18 protein-coding genes are annotated in these 18,375 nt (G+C 68.6%); 11 read left to right on the top strand and 7 right to left on the bottom strand.

Translation table 11 applies throughout. The features are described from left to right. Positions 1-33 precede the first annotated feature (33 nt). Both PSC72_RS04790 and larC read right to left on the bottom strand, forming a co-directional pair. On the bottom strand, positions 34-900 hold the full coding sequence (locus PSC72_RS04790; RefSeq protein ID WP_274324753.1) for a sugar nucleotide-binding protein: 867 nt from the start codon (positions 898-900) through the stop codon (positions 34-36). Next, positions 897-2,246, bottom strand: coding sequence for a nickel pincer cofactor biosynthesis protein LarC (gene larC, locus PSC72_RS04785; RefSeq protein ID WP_274324752.1), 1,350 nt, complete (start codon positions 2,244-2,246; stop codon positions 897-899). Before larC ends, PSC72_RS04790 begins: the two co-directional genes overlap by 4 nt. Before the next feature lie 437 nt (positions 2,247-2,683). Between larC and PSC72_RS04780 the strand changes: the two genes are divergently transcribed. The 5 genes from PSC72_RS04780 (at position 2,684) to PSC72_RS25710 (ending at position 7,489) form a co-directional block, all read left to right on the top strand. Continuing rightward, positions 2,684-4,909 carry a CDC48 family AAA ATPase gene (locus tag PSC72_RS04780; RefSeq protein ID WP_274324751.1) on the top strand — a complete coding sequence of 742 codons (2,226 nt, stop codon included), beginning with the start codon at positions 2,684-2,686 and terminating at the stop codon, positions 4,907-4,909. Positions 4,910-4,984: 75 nt separating this feature from the next. Then, positions 4,985-5,650, top strand: a complete 666-nt coding sequence (locus PSC72_RS04775; protein WP_274324750.1) for a helix-turn-helix domain-containing protein — start codon at positions 4,985-4,987, stop codon at positions 5,648-5,650. Between the two features lie 107 nt (positions 5,651-5,757). After that, complete coding sequence (locus PSC72_RS04770) at positions 5,758-6,120, top strand: DUF7344 domain-containing protein (RefSeq protein ID WP_274324749.1); 363 nt, start codon at positions 5,758-5,760, stop codon at positions 6,118-6,120. 371 nt (positions 6,121-6,491) lie between these two features. Beyond that, the gene (locus PSC72_RS04765) at positions 6,492-7,256 is read left to right on the top strand and encodes a DNA-directed RNA polymerase subunit epsilon (RefSeq protein ID WP_274324748.1); all 765 of its coding nucleotides are present in this window, start codon (positions 6,492-6,494) and stop codon (positions 7,254-7,256) included. An 83-nt stretch (positions 7,257-7,339) separates the two neighbouring features. Beyond that, positions 7,340-7,489 (top strand): DUF7557 family protein, encoded by a 150-nt coding sequence (locus tag PSC72_RS25710; RefSeq protein ID WP_456071270.1) that lies wholly within the window; start codon positions 7,340-7,342, stop codon positions 7,487-7,489. 92 nt (positions 7,490-7,581) lie between these two features. Here PSC72_RS25710 and PSC72_RS04755 read toward each other — a convergent pair whose 3' ends face one another. Next, a complete protein-coding gene (locus PSC72_RS04755; RefSeq protein WP_274324746.1) occupies positions 7,582-8,724 on the bottom strand; it encodes a CBS domain-containing protein in 1,143 nt (380 codons plus the stop codon). Positions 8,725-9,180: 456 nt separating this feature from the next. On the opposite strand from PSC72_RS04755, the gene PSC72_RS04750 reads away from it, so the two are divergent. Together PSC72_RS04750 and PSC72_RS04745 are read left to right on the top strand one after the other, a co-directional pair. Then, positions 9,181-9,672, top strand: coding sequence for an HTH domain-containing protein (locus tag PSC72_RS04750; RefSeq protein ID WP_274324745.1), 492 nt, complete (start codon positions 9,181-9,183; stop codon positions 9,670-9,672). A gap of 113 nt (positions 9,673-9,785) precedes the next feature. Then, a complete protein-coding gene (locus PSC72_RS04745) occupies positions 9,786-9,980 on the top strand; it encodes a hypothetical protein (protein ID WP_274324744.1) in 195 nt (64 codons plus the stop codon). A gap of 14 nt (positions 9,981-9,994) precedes the next feature. Here PSC72_RS04745 and PSC72_RS04740 read toward each other — a convergent pair whose 3' ends face one another. The 3 genes from PSC72_RS04740 to hisF form a co-directional block, all read right to left on the bottom strand. Next, on the bottom strand, positions 9,995-10,822 hold the full coding sequence (locus PSC72_RS04740) for a hypothetical protein (protein ID WP_274324743.1): 828 nt from the start codon (positions 10,820-10,822) through the stop codon (positions 9,995-9,997). Positions 10,823-10,924: 102 nt separating this feature from the next. Then, the gene (locus PSC72_RS04735; protein WP_274324742.1) at positions 10,925-11,791 is read right to left on the bottom strand and encodes a hypothetical protein; all 867 of its coding nucleotides are present in this window, start codon (positions 11,789-11,791) and stop codon (positions 10,925-10,927) included. Between the two features lie 92 nt (positions 11,792-11,883). Further along, positions 11,884-12,699: an imidazole glycerol phosphate synthase subunit HisF gene (gene hisF, locus PSC72_RS04730; protein ID WP_274324741.1), complete on the bottom strand. Its 816-nt coding sequence runs from the start codon at positions 12,697-12,699 to the stop codon at positions 11,884-11,886. Positions 12,700-12,845: 146 nt separating this feature from the next. Here hisF and PSC72_RS04725 point away from each other — a divergent pair, with 146 nt between their 5' ends. Next, complete coding sequence (locus PSC72_RS04725) at positions 12,846-13,265, top strand: DUF6789 family protein (RefSeq protein WP_274324740.1); 420 nt, start codon at positions 12,846-12,848, stop codon at positions 13,263-13,265. A 107-nt stretch (positions 13,266-13,372) separates the two neighbouring features. Further along, positions 13,373-16,159, top strand: a complete 2,787-nt coding sequence (gene coxB / locus PSC72_RS25440) for a cytochrome c oxidase subunit II (protein WP_328518175.1) — start codon at positions 13,373-13,375, stop codon at positions 16,157-16,159. A gap of 9 nt (positions 16,160-16,168) precedes the next feature. On the opposite strand, the gene PSC72_RS04710 is transcribed toward coxB, so the two are convergent. Continuing rightward, positions 16,169-16,585: a thioredoxin family protein gene (locus tag PSC72_RS04710; RefSeq protein WP_274324739.1), complete on the bottom strand. Its 417-nt coding sequence runs from the start codon at positions 16,583-16,585 to the stop codon at positions 16,169-16,171. A 207-nt stretch (positions 16,586-16,792) separates the two neighbouring features. Here PSC72_RS04710 and PSC72_RS04705 point away from each other — a divergent pair, with 207 nt between their 5' ends. Both PSC72_RS04705 and PSC72_RS04700 read left to right on the top strand, forming a co-directional pair. Continuing rightward, positions 16,793-16,996, top strand: coding sequence for a DUF7550 family protein (locus PSC72_RS04705; RefSeq protein ID WP_274324738.1), 204 nt, complete (start codon positions 16,793-16,795; stop codon positions 16,994-16,996). A gap of 180 nt (positions 16,997-17,176) precedes the next feature. Then, on the top strand, positions 17,177-18,367 hold the full coding sequence (locus PSC72_RS04700; protein WP_274324737.1) for a hypothetical protein: 1,191 nt from the start codon (positions 17,177-17,179) through the stop codon (positions 18,365-18,367). Positions 18,368-18,375 lie beyond the last annotated feature (8 nt).

Genomic DNA, 18,375 nt, shown 5'->3' with positions numbered 1-18,375 from the left:
GGACGCAGACGACGAGAGCGAGGAGTGAGTCGGTCACTCGCTCGCGGTCCCGCCGCGCTGTGAGCGAAGCGCGGGCGCGACGGCCGAGGGCTCGAACCCGACCAGGGACTCGAACCGGTCGGAGGACAGGGAGGTGTCCGGAGCCACGTCCATCTCCGGCGGGATCGCGTCGCGCTCGATCGGGCCGGGGTCGTAGCCGAGCGCCCGCATCGCCTCGCAGTGGAACTCGTAGACGCTGATCCGCGGCGCGGGCGCGTGGAGGACGCCGGTCGCCTCGCCCCCGGCGAGCGTCGCGATGGCCTCGGCGAGTTCGGTCACGAGGATCGGGCTCTTGTACATGTCCGTGAAGTACGCGATCGGCTCGTCGCGTTCGAGGTGCTCGCGCGTCCGCGCGAGGCGGTGGTCGAGCCGACCCCGCGAGAACCCGAACAGGTAGCTCGACCGAACGGCGACCGAGTCCGCGCAGTGCTCGTCGAAGGCGTCCTCGAACGTCGCCAGCCGGTGACCGTACTGGTCCGGGGGCGACCGCGGGTCCGATTCCGCGTACCGGCGTCCGGTACCGTCGAACACCGCCGCACTGGAGACGTAGACGACGCGCCGCCCCGCGCAGTCGGCTGCGAAGCGTTCGGCGCGCGCGTCGAACGGGTCGTCCACTCCGGACTCGCCGGTGTCGACGTCGCCGCCGTACTCGTTCGCGGCGGCGTAGACGACCGTATCGACCCCGTGGTCCTCCAGGAGCGGCCCCACGTCGTCGGTCCAGAAGTCGAACTGCACGCTCGCCGTGGGCGCCGGAGAAGAGCAGTACGTGCCGACGACACGGTAGCCGCGTTCGTGCAGTCGCTCCGCGACCGAACGGCCGAGGTAGCCGCTGGCGCCGACGACGAGGACGGTCTCGGTCATTCGTTCGCGGCCGCCTCGGCGCGCCGGGCGACCTCTCTGACCGGGAGTCCCGTCTCGCGGGCGACCGCCGCCGCGTCGTCGTACTCCGCGCTCACGTCGAAGACCGTCCCGTCGCCGTCCGTACCGAGTTTGACGTCGACCCCGTAGGTGCTCCCTTCGACCTCGATCTCGACGGTCCGTATCTCGCGGTCGGCGATCCAGCGGTGGCCGGCGCCGTGCTCGCGGACGCCCAGCGTCCCGGTCTCCTCGGCGAGGCGTCGTGCCACCCGCTGGGCGTCCTCGGGCTTGACGACCACCTTCACGAGGTGGCCCGGTCGCGACTTCTTCATCGTCGCCGGGATGACCGACACGTCCCGCGCGCCCGCGTCCGCGAGCGACTCCTGCAAGCCGCCGAGCACCTCCGGCGTCGCGTCGTCGAGGTTCGTCTCCAGGACCGTGATGGCGTCCCGCGAGAGGCCGCCCTCCCCCGTGCCGACGATCGCCCGGATGACGTTGGGGTACCGGTCGAAGTCGTACCCGCCGGCACCGTACCCCGACGCCGTCACGTCCAGGTTCGGGAGTTCCGCGACGCCTTCGGCGAAGTGAGCGAGCAGCGCCGCCCCCGTCGGCGTGAGCAGTTCCCGCTCGACGGGGCCACCCCGCAGCGACCAGTCGGCCCGCTCGGCGATCTCCACTACTGCCGGCGCGGGGACGGGGTAGGTGCCGTGGCTCATCGACACCTCGCCGCCGCCGGTCGCGAGCGGGGTCGTCACCACGCGCTCGACGTCGAGGTCGTCGAGGAGGAGAGAGACGCCGACCACGTCCGCGATGGCGTCGTCCGCGCCGACCTCGTGGAAGTGCGTCTCCGTCAGGTCCGTCCCGTGGACGCTCGCCTCCGCTTCGCCGAGCAACTCGAAGACGGCCAGCGCGTCCCGCTCGACGCGTTCCGGAAGGGCCATGGACTCGACGAGTTCGACGACCTCCGCGTAGGTTCTGTGGGGACCAGCACCCTCGGCGTGGCCGTGGTGGTGACCGTCGTCGTGAGGGTCGTGGGTGTCGTGGCTGTGGCCGTCGCCCCCGTGGTCGTCGTGGCCGGCCTCGTCGTGGTCGTGGCCGTTGTGGCCGTGGTGGTCGCGGCCGTGACTGTCGTCGTGGCGGTCGTCGTCGCCACCGGCCGCGTCTCGGTGACGCACGTCGACGGCCGTGGCGGCGATGCCGTTTTTCGTGACCGACCGGACGTCGTATCGGACGGGGAGGTGTTCCTCGACGGGGTCCAGTGCGGACGGGTCGGCGCCGGCCGCGACGAGTGCTCCCAGGAGCATGTCGCCGCTGGCGCCCATCCGGCCGTCGAACGCGAGGGTTCGCATACGTGTGTCCTCCCGCGGCCGCGGTGAAAAAACCGTCCGGTAGTTCCGCTCGCCGACCGCGTCGATGGTCCGCCGGCGATGACCTCCGCCGACCGGTCGGGGACCATCGACGACAAATCGGTCGACGTGGCGCTCGCGCGAACACGTGGGTGAAGACGTGGACCTCGTCCCCCGCGGCGGTGCCCGGGGAACCACGCGAGCGCGATCCGCCGTCTGGCCGGCGAGTCCGAGTTCCTGCGCCGCGGCGACATCGACGCCGACGACGTTTGCGAGGTGCTCGGGCCGAACGCGCTGTAATCGAGACACGGCAGCGGGGAGTCAGGGGCAAGGGCCGGGTCGGAGATTGGCCGCCGATCCGTTCCGATTCCGAGCGAAACCGCCGGGAGCAAAAAGCATATCCGCGGTGGTACCCGAGTGAGACACACTCCCACTCGACTATGAACGAAGTGCAACTAGAAGTGGCGAAAGCGTACCCGAACGACTCGGGGCGCGGCATCGCCCGGCTGGACCCCGACACGCTCCTTCACCTGAAGCTCTCGCCCGGAGACATCATCGAGATCGAGGGCAGCGAGGTGACGGCGGCGAAGGTGTGGCGTGCGGACCGGCAGGACTGGAACACGGACACGGTCCGCATCGACGGATTCACGCGCCAGAACGCCGACGTGGGGATCGGCGAGCGCGTCGAGATCCGCAAGGCGGAGGCCGAGAAGGCCGACAAGCTCGTCCTCGCGCCGCCCGAGGAAGCGAGCGTCCAGTTCGGATCCGACGCCGCGGGCATGGTGAAACGACAGATCCTCAAGCGACCGGTCGTCGAGCGCGACATCGTCCCGGTGATGTCCTCGACGAACCACCCGTTCATGCGCTCGCCCGGCCAGGCGATCCCCCTGATCGCCGTCGAGACCGAACCGGAGGGCGTCTGCCTCATCACCGAGGACACCGAGGTCGAACTCCGCGAGGAGCCCATCAGCGGGTTCGAGAAGACCGGCGGCGGGATCACCTACGAGGACATCGGCGGCCTGCAAAACGAGATCCAGCGCGTCCGCGAGATGGTCGAGCTGCCGATGAAACACCCCCAGATCTTCAAGAAACTCGGCATCGAGCCGCCCCAGGGGGTCCTGCTCCACGGCCCGCCCGGCACCGGGAAGACCTTACTCGCCAAGGCGGTGGCCAACGAGACCTCTGCCAGTTTCTTCTCTATCGCCGGCCCGGAGATCATCTCGAAGTACTACGGCGAGTCCGAACAGCAGTTGCGGGAGATCTTCGAGGACGCCAGCGAGGAGGCGCCCTCGATCATCTTCATCGACGAACTCGACTCCATCGCGCCCAAGCGCGAGGACGTGACCGGCGAGGTCGAGCGCCGGGTCGTCGCCCAGCTGCTGACGATGATGGACGGCCTCGAATCGCGGGGCCAGGTCATCGTGATCGCCGCCACCAACCGAGTCGACAGCGTCGACCCCGCCCTGCGTCGCCCCGGTCGGTTCGACCGCGAGATCGAGATCGGCGTCCCCGACGAGATCGGGAGGGAAGAAATCCTCCAGATCCACACCCGCGGCATGCCGCTGAGCGACGACGTGAACCTCGGCCGCCTCGCCGACGAGACTCACGGCTTCGTCGGCGCCGACATCGAGAGCCTCACCAAGGAGGCCGCGATGAAGGCTCTGCGCCGGTACCTCCCGGAGATCGACTTAGACGAGGAGGACATCCCGCCGAGCCTCATCGACCGGATGATCATCAAGCGCGAGGACTTCCGCGGCGCGCTCAACGAGGTGAGTCCGTCGGCCATGCGCGAGGTCCTCGTCGAGTTGCCCAAAGTGTCGTGGGACGACGTGGGCGGTCTAGAGGAGGCCAAGGGCAAGGTCCAGGAGTCCGTCGAGTGGCCGCTGAACAAACCGGAGAAGTTCCAGCGCATGGGCATCGACCCGCCGTCCGGCGTGCTGCTCTACGGCCCGCCCGGGACCGGGAAGACGCTGATGGCCAAGGCCGTCGCCAACGAGACCGACGCCAACTTCATCAGCGTGCGCGGCCCGCAGCTCCTCTCGAAGTGGGTCGGCGAATCGGAGAAGGCCATCCGCCAGACGTTCCGCAAGGCGAAGCAGGTCGCCCCGACGGTGATCTTCTTCGACGAGCTGGACTCGCTGGCGCCCGGCCGCGGCGGCGACGTGGGCAGTAACGTCTCCGAGCGCGTCGTCAACCAGCTCCTGACGGAGCTCGACGGGCTGGAGGACATGGAGGACGTGATGGTCATCGGCGCGACCAACCGTCCGGACATGATCGACCCGGCGCTCATCCGCTCCGGCCGGTTCGACCGCCTCGTCATGATCGGCGAGCCCGACACCGACGGTCGCGAGCAGATCCTCCGCATCCACACGGAGGACCAGCCGCTCAGCCCCGACGTGAGCCTCCGCGAACTGGCGGAGATCACCGAGGGCTTCGTCGGTTCGGACCTCGAATCGATCGGCCGCGAGGCGGCCATCGAGGCGCTCCGCGAGGACGACGACGCCGAGGTCGTCGAGATGCGTCACTTCCGCCAGGCCATGGAGAACGTCCGACCGACCATCACCGACGACATCCGCGACTACTACGAGCAGATGGAAGAGGAGTTCAAAAGCGGCGGCAACCGCGGTCAGCAGCGCCGCTCCGGCGGCCGCATCGGCTTCCAGTAGGCCGACGCGTCTCACCGCTTGTCCCGTTCGACGGCGCATTTTTATTCTACGCCCGTCGCAAGCACGTCCGTGAGCATGAGCGTCATCGGAGAGTTCACCGTGCCGTCGACAGCGGTGGCGATGGAGCGGACACTCGCCGCGGCACCCGAGATGACCATCGAGATCGAGCGGGTCATCGCCCACGCGAGCGGGACGCTCACGCCGTACTTCTGGATCCGCGGCGGCGACATGGACCGCTTCGAGAGCGCGATCGCCGAGGACCCGTCGGTCTCCGACGCGACCCCTCTCGACGTGCTCGACGACGGAACCCTGTACCGGGCGACCTGGCCGCCCGACGTCGAATCGGTCGGCTACGCCTACCTCCAGACGGGCGCGACCATCCTCGAAGCGACGGGCCGCGACGACGCGTGGCGGCTCCGCCTGCGGTTCGACGACCACGATGACGTCTCCGAGTTCTACGAGCACTGTGAGGCGAACGGCATCGAGTTCGAGGTCAACCGGATCTACAACCCGACGTCCCCGAAGGCCGGCGGCCAGTTCGGGCTCACGCCGAAGCAACAGGAAGCCCTCGTCGCCGCCCTCGAAGCCGGGTTCTACGACGTCCCGCAGGACGTGACGATGGCCGACGTCGCCGACGCGCTCGACGTCACGCAGCAAGCGCTCTCCGAGCGCATCCGGCGGGCCCACGGCAACCTCGTCAGCAACGTCCTCACCGTCCAGGAGTTCGACGCCTCGGAGTGACGCCGTCCGATGACCGCTGATGCGCTGTCTGCGACCCGCTACCGGGTTAAAGGGTTGTATATATCGGCCGACGTCACTTCCGGATCGCGACGGTACGATCGGTAGAGATGGACGACACGCTCACCCTGGGCGACCTGCCGGACGGCGACGGGACGCTGTCCCGCGACGGGATATTCGACTTGCTGGCGGAACAGCGCCGTCGCTACGTCGTCGCGTATCTCGACGAGGCCGAAGCGTCGGTCGCCGTCACCGACCTCGCCAGACGGATCGTCCAGTGGGAGTCCGAGCAGTCGTCGTCCGACCCCGACCCAGAGGCCGTCTCACGATCGCTGCACCACTGCCACCTCCCCAAACTCGAAGACGCCGACGTCGTCGCCTACGACGCTGATACAACCGAGGTCCGGCCGGGACCGAACTTCGACCGGTTGTGGAAGCCGGTGTACGGGGAAGGTGACACGGGGGCGGAGTGACGACCCCGGTCGCCAGCGGCCGCCCTTTAAGTCGTTCTCGTCACAAGGGTTCGTAGTGAGGAAGTTCTGCGGAAACTGCCCGCCCAGCAGGTGGGCTGTCGTCACCGCGGGTGGGGTCCGGACGAGTCGGCCGGCCTTTAAGTCGTTCTCGTCACAAGGGTTCGTAGTGAGGAAGTTCTGCGGGGCGCCGTACCCGACCAGCGGTGCGATCGATCTCGCTGGCGAGACACGGCATCGTCGGTAGCTCCGGTGTTCGATTGAAGTCGTTCTCGTCACGGCGGTTCGAAGTAAGAGGCGTTACGGCGCGTTTCGTCTGACGCCCGTCTGACGAGGCGGAGCTTTCTATAGTCGCGAGGGCGAAAGCCGACGAGATGAACGGGGGACGCGACGCGGCCGATCACGGACTACAGACGAGCGGCGAACCGGTGGACCCGCGGGCGGAGCGCGAGGTGAGCGCCCGGCCGGGCGACGGGTCCCTCGGGAGGATAGACGCCGTCAAGGACGAGGCGTTCAGGCGCTGGGACGTGACGACGCCGAGCGCGACGCTCATCGGACGGCCCGAGAACCCCGACGAGGACGTCGGCGAGAACCTCCGGCGGTTGCACGACGAGCAGCACCCGGCGATGGCTGGCCACAGCGAGCGCATGCACCGACTGGAGAAAGCGCGTATCACCCACGCCTTCTGCAACACGCTCGGGCTGACGCCGTGGGAGCGCGACCGCGCGCTGGGCATCATGACCGAGCTCGACCTGACGGTCTTCGGGAGCCAGCGGGCCATCCAGAAGGTCGGCCTGGTGGTCATCCAACACGTCGTCGACGACGAGCGCCAGCGCATCCTCGGTCTGCACGACCGGGAGTGGGTCGCCGCGCAGCCGCCGGAGTCGCTCGCCGACCTCCACGAGCGCTTCGATTCGATCAAGGACGATCCGATCTACCGGACGCTACTCGACCTGGTCGGCCTCGACGTGACGAGCGTCAACCGGCTGCACCGGACGCTCCAGACCCAGCTCGACGAACAGGACCTCCGCGGCGCGGTCTTCGGCCGCGAGCCCCACCGGGACCCGAGTCTCCCCGCGTTCCAGGAACGCGACCCGACCGAGGTTCCCGGCCCGAGCGCGGACGACGCCGCCGAGTGACCGTCGGCGCTGGTCGGCCGGACACGGCGGGTCCGCCCATCACCTTCTTGCCGCTCGGCGTGGTACTCGTACACACAGTCAACATGTCCACGACCATCGAGATAGACGACGAGCTCGCCGAGCGGATCGAGGGCCATCTGGAGGAAGACGAGACGATGGGCGAGTTCATCGAAGAACTCGTCAACGTCTACGAGACCGAGGGCGCGTTCCTGCAGGAAGGGTACTCCGAGTAGCGGACGGACGCGTCGCTCCAGCGAGTGTCCGTCGTCGGAACGCGTCGGGGCGCTCCGGAGCGAGCGCCGGCCGACCCGGTCGGTGAGGCCGGTTACAGTTCGCCGAGCTTGCGGAGGAGCTGACCGCGGTACTCCTCGTCGGCCTGGACGTCTTTCAGTTCGAGGACGTTCCGTTCGAGTTTGTCGAGCGCGACGCCGAACGCGGAGTCTGCGCCGTAGCCCTCGCCGGAGCCTGCGGCCTGGCCCTTGTTGGTGCGCAGGCGGATCTGACAGCGGATCAGCGGTGTGCCGCGGAGCTTCTCCTTGTGCTCGTGGAAGCGGACGTGGCAGTGCTGTACCTGCATCTTCTTGTACTTGTCCGCGACCCGCTCGATGCGCTGGCGGATGTCTTCCCGGCTGATCGTGTCGAGGAGCTTGATGTTCGTGATCTGCACGTCCATGTGTTCCTCCTCGGTGAACGTCAGCGCGCGCAGCACGTCCGTCTTGGTGATGATGCCGGCGACGGCGCCGTCGTCCTCCTCGGGCGTGACGACGAGCCCCGCGTAGTCGTTGTCGAGCATGCGTTCGACGGCGTCGCGGACGGACTCGTCGAGGGTCGTGGTCGCGACCGGGCTCGACATCTCGTCGTAGACCGGCAGGTCGAGCACGCGCTCGATGTCGCCGGCGCGCTCGCCGCGCGTGGCCTTGTCCATGTCGCGGACGACGATGTCGACGATGTCGTGGCGGGTGACCATCCCCGAGAGCTGTCCGTCGTCGTCGAGCACGGGGAGCCGCGAGATGCCGTGCTCGCGGAGCAGGTTGATGGCCTGCCCGACGTTGGTGTCCTCCCGGACCGTGACCACGTCGTCCGTGTAGATGTCCGCGACGGTGAGCGCGTCGAGGTTCTCCAGCACCGCGCGGAGGATGGCGTCCTCCGTGACGATCCCCCAGAGGCGTCCCGCTTCGAAGACAGGCGCGACTTTCGTCCCGCCCTCGACGAGGACGCGGGCGACTTCGCGCACGTCGTCGGTGCGCTCGACCCGGGGAGCCGACTGCATCATCGCGCTCGCCTTCGTGTTGTCTTCGACGTGAGACCGCACCAGCTGCTTCTGCGTGATGATCCCAGCGTACTCGTCGTCGTCGGTGACGATCAGGCCCTTCGGGTTGTCGCGTTCGAACAGCGACCGGACCTTGCCCAGGCGTTCGTCGACGTCGACGGCCACGTACTCGCTGGTGGCGATATCAGAAATATCCATCTGGATCTCCCATCTCAACAGATTTCACCCCGAAGATAATCAATCTTGGCGAACGATCCCACCGTTCGAGACCGATCTGTCCGCTCGAACCCGCATTGACGGTTCGGCCCGGGAGCGGTTATCGCCGTTCCGACTGCTGGAACTGCCGGCGGTATCCCCTTTCTCGCACCCCAGTATCGGCCGCCTACTGTTCTACTCGGACCCAGTGTGCAGTGTCTCCCCGTGAGCGGGCCGTCTCCCGGCCGCGCCCTCGGCGACGGATTTCGACAGTAGTCGAATAATACTACGACTTTAATCGAATCCAACTACTGAGTAGAAAGTCGAAACCGGATCGGCGAAGAAATTAACGAACGTTCAACGAGACTCCGGTTAGAGTGGTGTGACAAACACAAACATGAATAATACGGGAAAATCAGCAGAAGTTTTTTCATCCATGGGTGCGGTGCTTCGAGTACGATGACGGGGACACAGACGCCGCGGATCGAACTCTACGTCCGGTCGCTGCTGCCGGACGGCGCCCACGAGCGACAGGAAGCGGTCATCGAACGCCTGCAGGAACTCGACGCCGAGGACGAGATCGAGGACTTCTCGGTCATCGTCTGGGGCAAGCAGATCGCCCGCGACTCCGCCGGCGCGCGCACCGAGGAGGGCGAGTACATCCTCAACCGCGTCGCCGAGTTCAAGCAGTGGGCCCTCTCGAACAACGTCTCGCTCGAATCGTTCTACCAGCGCCAGACCGTCGAGAACGACGTCACCGACGAGCCCTACACCGCGATGGTCCTGCCCGTGATGGGTCTCGCCGAGTACGACGGCGAGGAGCTCCGCCACGTCGCCCCCTGTACCGAGGGCGAGGAAGTCCACACCATCATGGACCGCCTCGACCGCCTGGAGCGCGGCGAACCGACCGCGATCGAGCAGTCCAGCGACGTCTCTATCCTCTCGGACTGATCCAGTCCCCCGTCACTCTCCGCCCGTCTCTCCGCGAGGAGTGAGGACGCCGGCTCGACCTTGCGATAACAAGGCCGGGGCCCATTACGTGAGCGCGCCTCCTCCCGGTAGCAATGGCAACCCGGAACGCAGGAACCTTCAGTAAACTCAGTATCGTCTCGACGCTCGTCGACGCGGCCGTGGCCTTCGCCCGCGGCCGCCGCAAGAGCGGCCTCCTGTTGGTCGTCGCCGCGGCACTGTCCTCGCGGATCCCCGGGCTGGGGACGCTCACGTCTGTCGCCCTCCGGATCGCGCGCCGACTCCGGTAAGCGGCGGACCGGCGTCAGCAGGCGATCACCGTCACGGACACCCGGTCGTCCGGGCCGGCGTGGACGTCGACGCCGATGCGGCCCTTCGGCGTCTCGAAGAACCCACCGACCTCGTTCTCGTAAGCGTCGACCAGGACGGTCCCGAGCGCCTCGGGGGACTCGAACGCGGTGGCCCGGACGTCGTCGGGGACGACCGCGTACGAGCGGAACGCGGTCACGTTCCCGCCGCAGGCGCCGTCGAGTTCTCCGAGAGCGCGCTCGCCGTCGGAACCCGACCCCTCACCGGCCTGCTCGCGGACCCAGCGCTGGTTCGCGACCCGCGCGGCGTCGTCGAGGTTCTCGTGGCGCTCGTACTCGGCGAACCCCGCGTCCGCCCGCCGGTCGTTCAGTTCGGCGACGAACGCCGTCTCGGTCTCGGCGAGGTCGACGCCGTTGACGCTCTCTGCGCTCCCGGGCACGTCACCGCCCGTCCCGGGGAGCGTGATGACGCCGAGCAGGCCGAGGATCAGCACTGTTCCGGCGACGGCGGCGACCGCCAGACCGGCGACGTAGCGCGCGCTGAGCAGATCGACGTACGACGTGCCGCTCAGTTCGTCGTCGTAGTCGCTCTCGTCGGGGACCCGCCGCTCCAGTCGCGCGTTCCCGCAGCGGCTACACGGGGGCGAGTTCTTCTGGTGGACGCGTCCGCACTCGGGACAGACCCACACCGGTTCGCGCTCGTGGTCGGGGTCGTCGGGCGCGACGGGCACCACCGCCTTCTCGAACTTGTGGTGGCCGCAGTTGTCACAGGGAGGGTCGTTCCGGTCGTGGGGCTTGTCACACCAGGCGCACCGCCACTTCATCGACTGGTCGTACTCGCTACCCGTACAAAGGGCGTCCGACTCCCGCCCGTCCCGGACGCAGCCGTCCGCGCCCCGAACTGATTCTCTCGCCCGATTCGGGGGTCAGCAGGCCACTACCGTCACGTAGACGTGCTGCTCGGGCGCGACGTGGACGTCGACGCCGACCGCGTCGACCGAGTCGCGCTCCCAGAGGGTCGGCCGGGTTTCGGACTCGCCGACCGCGACGGTCTCGGCCGGGAGCAGCGCGGTCGCGAACGCCGTCTCGTTCGGAAACATCGTCAGGTTCGCGGTCCCGACCGCTCCGAACGGCGTGTCCCGCGGGTCGACGAAGACCTGGTTCGACCCCCGACACGACGGGTCGAACCGTTCGAGCGTCTCGAAGGAGGGGTCGCTCGCGTTCCCGTAGGCCGCCGCGACCCGTCCCTTGTTGTAGTACGTCGCCATCGACTGGAGCGCCTCGCCCCGCGAGGCCGGCGTCAGCCCCGCTCGTGACCGCCGCTCGTTGAACGCGGCCAGGTACTCCTCCTCGGTGACGCTCAGCGAGAGCCCCGCCGCGCGCTCGCCCGACCCCGGCGCCTCCGGCGGTTCGGGCGGACCCGTCCCCGGCAGGTCGATGACGCCGATCGTCCCCAGTCCGAACACGGCCAGTATCGCCACGCCGACCGCGACGCCCGCGACGTGCGACCGATCGAGCACGTCGAGCCAGCCCGTGTCTCCCACGGATTCGACGTCGCTGTAGTCCGGCTGACGCTTCTCCAGTCGCGCGTTCCCGCAGCGGCTACACGGGGGCGCGTGCTTCTGGTGTTCCCGACCGCATTCGGTACAGGTCCAGACCGGCGGGCGGTCGCCCCCCGAATCCGGCGCGTTCACTCGAACGACCGCCCGTTCGAAGGATCCGTGCCCGCAGTTGTCACACGGCGGGTCCTCGGTCTCGTGTGGCTTCCCACACCACTCACACCGCCACTCCATGGGATTTCATCTCGCTGTCCTGTCTGATAAGTATTTGTATCTCAGCTGACGGGCGTCGCGGATCGAACGCGGAGAACGGCGATATCGCGGCCTCAGAGGCGAACGGGCACGTCCCGGTCGTCCAGGTACCGCTTCACCTCGTCGATGGAGTGCTCGTCGAAGTGGAATATGGAGGCCGCGAGCGCCGCGTCGGCGCCGGCGTCGGTGAACACCTCGTAGGCGTCCTCGGGGCCGCCGCAGCCCGACGAGGCGATGACGGGCGTCGAGACAGCGTCGCAGACCGCCTTCGTGAGCGGGATGTCGTAGCCGTCTTTCGTCCCGTCGGCGTCGATGGAGTTGACGAACAGCTCGCCCGCGCCGCGCTCCTCGACTTCCTCGGCCCACTCGACGACGTCCAGGTCGGTCCCCTCGCGGCCCCCCTTGACGGTGCACTCGAACCAGCAGGACTCGCCGTCGACCTGTGCGTAGTGTTCGCCCTGCTCGTCGAAGCGGCGCTTCGCGTCGACGCTGATGACGATGCACTGGTTGCCGAACGAGCGGGCGCCCTCAGTGATGAGTTCGGGGTTCGCGATGGCGCCGGAGTTGATCGACACCTTGTCTGCGCCCGCACGGAGCGTCTCCTTGATGTCCTCGCGCGTCCGGATCCCGCCACCGACCGTCAGCGGGATGAACACCTCGTCGGCGACCTGCGAGACGGTGTCGAGCATCGTCTCGCGGCCCTCCGCGGAGGCGGTGATGTCGAGGAAGACGAACTCGTCGGCGCCGGCCTCGTTGTACTTCCTGGCCATCTCCACCGGGTCGCCCGTGTACGCGAGGTCCTCGAAGTTCACCCCGGTGTAGACCGCCGCGTTCCCCTCGTCGTCGAGGTCGACGTCGATACAGGGGATGATCCGCTTCGTCAGAGCCATCTATATCGGCTCTCCGGGGCCGAGCGGCAAAAGGTATCCGCTCTCCCCCGGCGCTCGGCGACCTGGACGCTCAACGGGAGCGTACCGCCGCTCGATCGCCGGTACCCGGACTATACTTTTCGGTGCGCTGGCCGACCACCGGACGGATGCACCGCGCACTCGCCGCCCTCGTCGCCGGCGCCGTGGCGACCGCCGTCATGTCGGTCGCGCTCGCCATCTTCGAGGTCGAAGCGCGCTACGCGATCGGCATCTTCGCGGCTATCGCCCGGTTCGTCCGCGTCCCGGGGAGCCTCTTTCTCGGGTTCGTCGTCTACGCGTTCGTCGGGACGGTCGTCTGGCCGCTGCTGTTCGTCAGTCTGAAACCGTACGTCCCGCTCGACCTCGACCCGGCCGTCGCCGGGATGGCCCTCGCGATGCCGCTGTGGGTCGCCTTCGCCGTCGTCGGCCGGGCCGACACCGGGATCCCGCTCCTGATCCTCTATCTGGTGTTTACCCTGCTCGCCCACCTCGCCTACGGGTTCACGCTCGGTGCCGTCTACGCGAACCTGACCGGCGAGTACGCGTAAGCCCGCGTTACGCAGCCGTGGGCCCGGGTAAGGCCACGCCACTGTCCAGTGTTCGACGTATACTTTTCCGCGCCGGATCGCAACTCCCGACCGTCCGCTCTCACTCGATGCTCGGAATCCTGCCCAGTCTCGCGATCGTCGCGGCCTGCGTCGCCCCCGCGATCGTCGCGTGGCGCCGAACGAGGCCGTTCGAAGCCGACCCGCGTGCAGACACCGAACGGACTGACGGCGACCGCCCCGCCGATGGCTCGCCCGCCGAGCGCGCGCTGACAGACGGCGGCGCCTCCGAGGCGCCGCCCGGCCACGTCCGCGCGAAGCCCTTCGGCGTTCGCCGGTGGCTGACCACCGTCGACCACCGCGACATCGGGATCCTCTACCTCGTCTTCGGGGCCGTCGGCGGCCTCTGGGGCGGGATGGACGCGATGATGCTCCGCTCGGAACTGCTCACCCCCGCGGTGTCGGTCTGGGACTACGAGACCTACAACGCCCTCTTTACCGCCCACGGGATCACGATGCTGTTTTTCTTCGCCACGCCGGTGTTCGCCGGTATCGCGAACTACGTCATCCCGCTGCTGATCGACGCCGACGACATGGCGTTCCCGCGGATCAACGCCCTGGCGTTCTGGCTGTTGCCGCCGGCCCTCGCGCTCGCCCGCGCTGGCCTCATCACCGAACTGATCGGCAAGACGATCGCCGGCGTCGCCGGCCTCCTGCCGCCCTCGGCCATCGACGCGATGTCCGGCGTCGTCGAGTACACCGAACCGCTCCTCCTGCTCGAACCGCCGGCGACCGGGTGGACGCTCTACCCGCCGCTGTCCATCCAGATCCCCAACCAGCAGGTGACGCTGCTCCTGCTCGCGCTGCACCTCAGCGGTGTCGCCACGACGATCGGGGCGATCAACTTCATCGCGACTATCGTCTCGGAGCGCGGGGACGACGTGTCGTGGGCCAACCTCGATCTCTTCTCCTGGAGCATCCTCACGCAGTCGGCGCTGGTCCTGTTCGCGTTCCCCGTGCTCGGCAGCGCCGCGATCATGCTGATCCTCGACCGCACCGTCGGGACGACCTTCTTCACCGTCCCCGGCGGCGGCCCCATCCTCTGGCAGCACCTGTTCTGGTTCTTCGGCCACCCCGAGGTGTACATCCTCGTCCTCCCGGCGTTCGGGCTGGTGAGCTACATCCTGCCGAAGTTCGCCGGCCGAAAGCTGTTCGGGTTCCGCTTCGTCGTCTACTCCACGCTGGCCATCGGCGTCCTGAGCTTCGGCGTCTGGGCCCACCACATGTTCACGACCGGCATCGACCCGCGAGTCCGGGCGAGTTTCATGGCGGTGTCTATCGCCATCGCGGTGCCCAGCGCCGTGAAGACGTTCAACTGGCTGGCGACGGTGTGGAACGGCCGGGTCCGCCTCGCCGCGCCGATGCAGTTCTGCCTCGGCGGCCTCGCGCTGTTCGTGGTCGGCGGGATCACCGGCGTCTTCCTCGCCTCGGTCCCCGTCGACATGCTCGTCCACGACACCTACTACGTCGTCGGCCACTTCCACCTCATCATCATGGGGATCATCCCCTTCAGCATGTTCGCGGCCTCCTTCTACTGGTTCCCCCTGATCACCGGCCGGCTGTACAACCGGACGCTCGCGACGGTACAGGCCGTCTTCGTCACGGTCGGCTCCGTCCTCGCGTTCATGCCGATGCTCATATACGGCATGGGCGGCCTCCCCCGACGCTACGCCGCTTACCCCGACGCGTTCGCGCTCGGCCAGCAGATATCGACGGTCGGCGCGTACCTGATCGGGATCGGCGTCGTCCTCTGGCTGTTCAACATGGTCCAGTCCTACCGCGTCGGCCCGGTCGTCGCCGACGGCGACGTGTGGGACCTCGACGCGACCGGTCAGCGGACCCGCGAGTGGGCGTTTCTCGCCGATCGAATCGAGTCCGGATCCGGCCCCTCGTCGCCCGGCACGGCCGCGAACGGTCGGGGCGACGAGTCAGCCGTCGCCGGGCAGGACGGCGAGGAGCCCGACCGCCCGGCCCGCGACGAGGCGATCGGCGGATCGAGCGCCGTCCGACTCGTCGTCGCGTCGACCGCTGGCGTCGCCCTCCTGGCGGTCGTCGGCTTCTTCGTCCTCCCGCTGACCGCGTTCGACTCGGCCACCGAGGCGCTGATACGGACGCTCAACCGCAGACTGCTGCTCGTCGCCGTGCCCCTCGCCGTGTTGGTCGAAGCGATCCTCGTCTACGCCGTCTGGCGGTTCCACGGCACCGACCGGCCGCTCCCCACGCCGGAGAACAAGCGCCTGGAGATCGGCTGGACCCTCGCGACGGCGGCCGTCCTCCTCTTCGTCGCCGTCGTCTCCTACCAGGTCCTCGGCTCGGCGTACGTCGCCGCCACGCCCGAACCCGAGCGCGAGCGGCCGGCCGACGCAGTCACGATCGAGATCGTCGCCGAGCAGTTCAACTACGGGGTCCGCTATCCGGGGGCGAACGCGTCCGTCGAGGACGCCGATGTCATCTACGCGCCGACCGACCGACCAGTCTACTTCGAGGTGACCGCCGAGGACGTGTTACACTCCGTCCACGTCCCGGAACTCGGGCTGAAACAGGACGCCTTCCCGGCCCAGTGGAACCTGATCCACACCCGGCTGTACGAGCCCGGCGACTACCGGCTCTACTGCGCGGAGTTCTGCGGCGTCGGCCACTCGCAGATGCGCGCGACGCTCCGCGTCGTCCCGCCCGAGGAGTACCGCGAGCGGGTCGGCGCCATCGCGGACGGCGGCGCTGCAGTCGGCAGGAACGCGACCGGCATCGGCGGCAACGCGACCGCCGTCGACGGGAACGGGGCCAACGCCTCGGTGAGGAGTTCGAATCCCGCGAGATGGGATCGTTCGGTCCAGTGACCGACCGGCTTACAGGTGTCGCTCGACGGCACTGACGAGCACCTCGGGCGGCTCGTCCCCGACGAACCGGTCTTCGACCGCACCGTCGGCGAAGAGGACGAGCGTCGGGATGGCGCGCACGTTATAGCCCGCCGCGAGCGGCTGGTTCGCGTCGACCTCGATCTTCGCCACCGCCGCGTCCGTCTCGGCGGCGATCGCCTCGACGACCGGTTCGACCGCTTGACAGGGGCCGCACCACTCCGCGTGGAAGTCCGCGAGGACGACGTCGTTGCCGTCGACGAGTGCGTCTAGCTGGTCGCCGCTTCGGACGTCTATCGGCTCCGAGGGCGCCGCCGAACCCTTGTCTCTGTCGGCGCCTGCGGACTCTCGGTACCCCGTTTCTCCTCGTTTCTCGCCCACCGCGGCGAGTGGCCTGTCTTCGGTCATCTGGCCCGGGTACAGCCTGAACGGGCTTAGTTAGACTGTCGATATCGACCGGCCTCGCCGGCCGGGAAACGGACCGCGGTCGGTACGGCGACCCTATCAACTCGCCAGCGCGACCTGTGGTGTCGGTCTCGCGCACGAACTCGCCGGGCGGGACGGACGCGGCGCCGTTCCGACACGCTAAGGTTCCCCCCGAAAGATACGCCACACATGGTCGACGATCACGAGGACGCGGCGCACGACGACGACCGGCCAGAATACGACCCGGCGAACAAGGACCTCCCCTCCGGAGAGCCGCCGCTGCGGGAGACGGCGCCCCAGAGCGAGTACACGAGCCGAGACGTGGGCGTCGGCATCGCGGTCATGCTCGTCGGCGTCGCTATCGCGTTCGCGCTACCGATCCTGCTGGTGTAACCGGTCGCCGCTCGCTTTCCGGATTCTTTCGATTCGCACCTCGCAGCACGACCGTCGGCGCTCTCGACCCGAGGCGTTCGAGCGTGGCCGTCCACTCCGGTATCGCGGCCGGACGGCGGACGGCCAAGGGCCCGAGCGGCCGTCCCCAAGCTTATTACTACGTATTGACTTCTTCCGGACATGAGCGGTTCCCTCCACCGGCGGTCGCCCGACGGCGGCCCCGCCCTCCGCAAGTACAGCGCCATCGCCGCCCTGCTGGCGGGGCTGGTCCTCGTCAGGCTCGGCGTCAACGCGAGCGCCTCGACGGTTCGCGCAGAAACGGGGCTCTTCGCGGTGCCGCTGGTGGTGATCGCCGCGTACAGCCTCGTCGCGCTCGCCGGTCTCGGCGCGGTCTACGCCGTCTACGCGGCCGGCCGCGACGAGCGACTGGACGGCTTCGAACTGGTCGAGGCGGGGCTTGCCGCGGCCGCGTTCGTGTTCGTCGGCGTCTACGTCGTGCTGGGGCCGACGGCCCCCGACGTCTCGGCCGCGACGGTGCTCTTGCCGGGCGGATACGCGATCGGACTGGGAGCCCTCGCGGTCGGGTACGCCCGCGTCGCCGACCTCGACCTCCCCGTGAGCCCGCCGACTCGCGACGGCTGGCTCTTGACCGGGCTCGCCGTCGCGGTCGTCGCCGTGACCGCCGCGCTCGTTACCGCCGGCGCGACGGTCGTCGGCTGGCCCGACAGTCCCGCCGCGGCGTTCGGGTACAGTCCGGCGCTCGATGCCACCTCGTTCGTGCTGACGACGGTGATCCCGATGACGCTCTCCGGAGTCGGCGCGGCGCTGCTGTTCAACGGCGCCGTCCAGACGGCGCTCCGTCGTCACCGCTCGCCGGCCGCGGCAGCGGGCGCCGTCACGCTGCTCGCGTTCGGTGCGGACTGGTCCCTCGCCGTCGTTCCGGTCGCGCTGACGCCCGTTCTCGGTCCAGTTCCCGCCGCTTTCCGGGGGGCCGCGGCCCTCGCCGCGCTCGTCCCCGCAGTCGTGGTCGTGCTGGCGGTTGCGGTCGCGTACGGACGGCTCTGGGACGCGCGAACCCCGCGGTCGGCCGACGGCCGAACGACGATCGTCCCCGCCGGTGCCGGCGTCGTCCTCACCGTCGCCGTCACGTTCGCTACGGCGGCGTTCGTCGGGAACAGCGTCGGTCCCGCAACGGTCAACTACCCCGTCGCCATCGGCGTCGCGGCGGTCGCCGCAGAACGCACCCGGTCGGTGTGGGCACCGGCTATCGTCTACGCCGCTCACGGCGTCGCGATAGAACTCCTCGCCTACTACGTCCTCTCGGGCAGTGCGGGCGACGGGGGAGTAACTGTCCTCTCGGCGTTGCTCTGAGTCGAGTC

Source organism: Halosimplex aquaticum, assembly GCF_028747785.1.
Lineage (GTDB): Archaea > Halobacteriota > Halobacteria > Halobacteriales > Haloarculaceae > Halosimplex > Halosimplex aquaticum.
The sequence above is the reverse complement of the archived record's forward strand: the minus strand, read 5'-3'. Positions and strand labels throughout refer to the sequence as shown.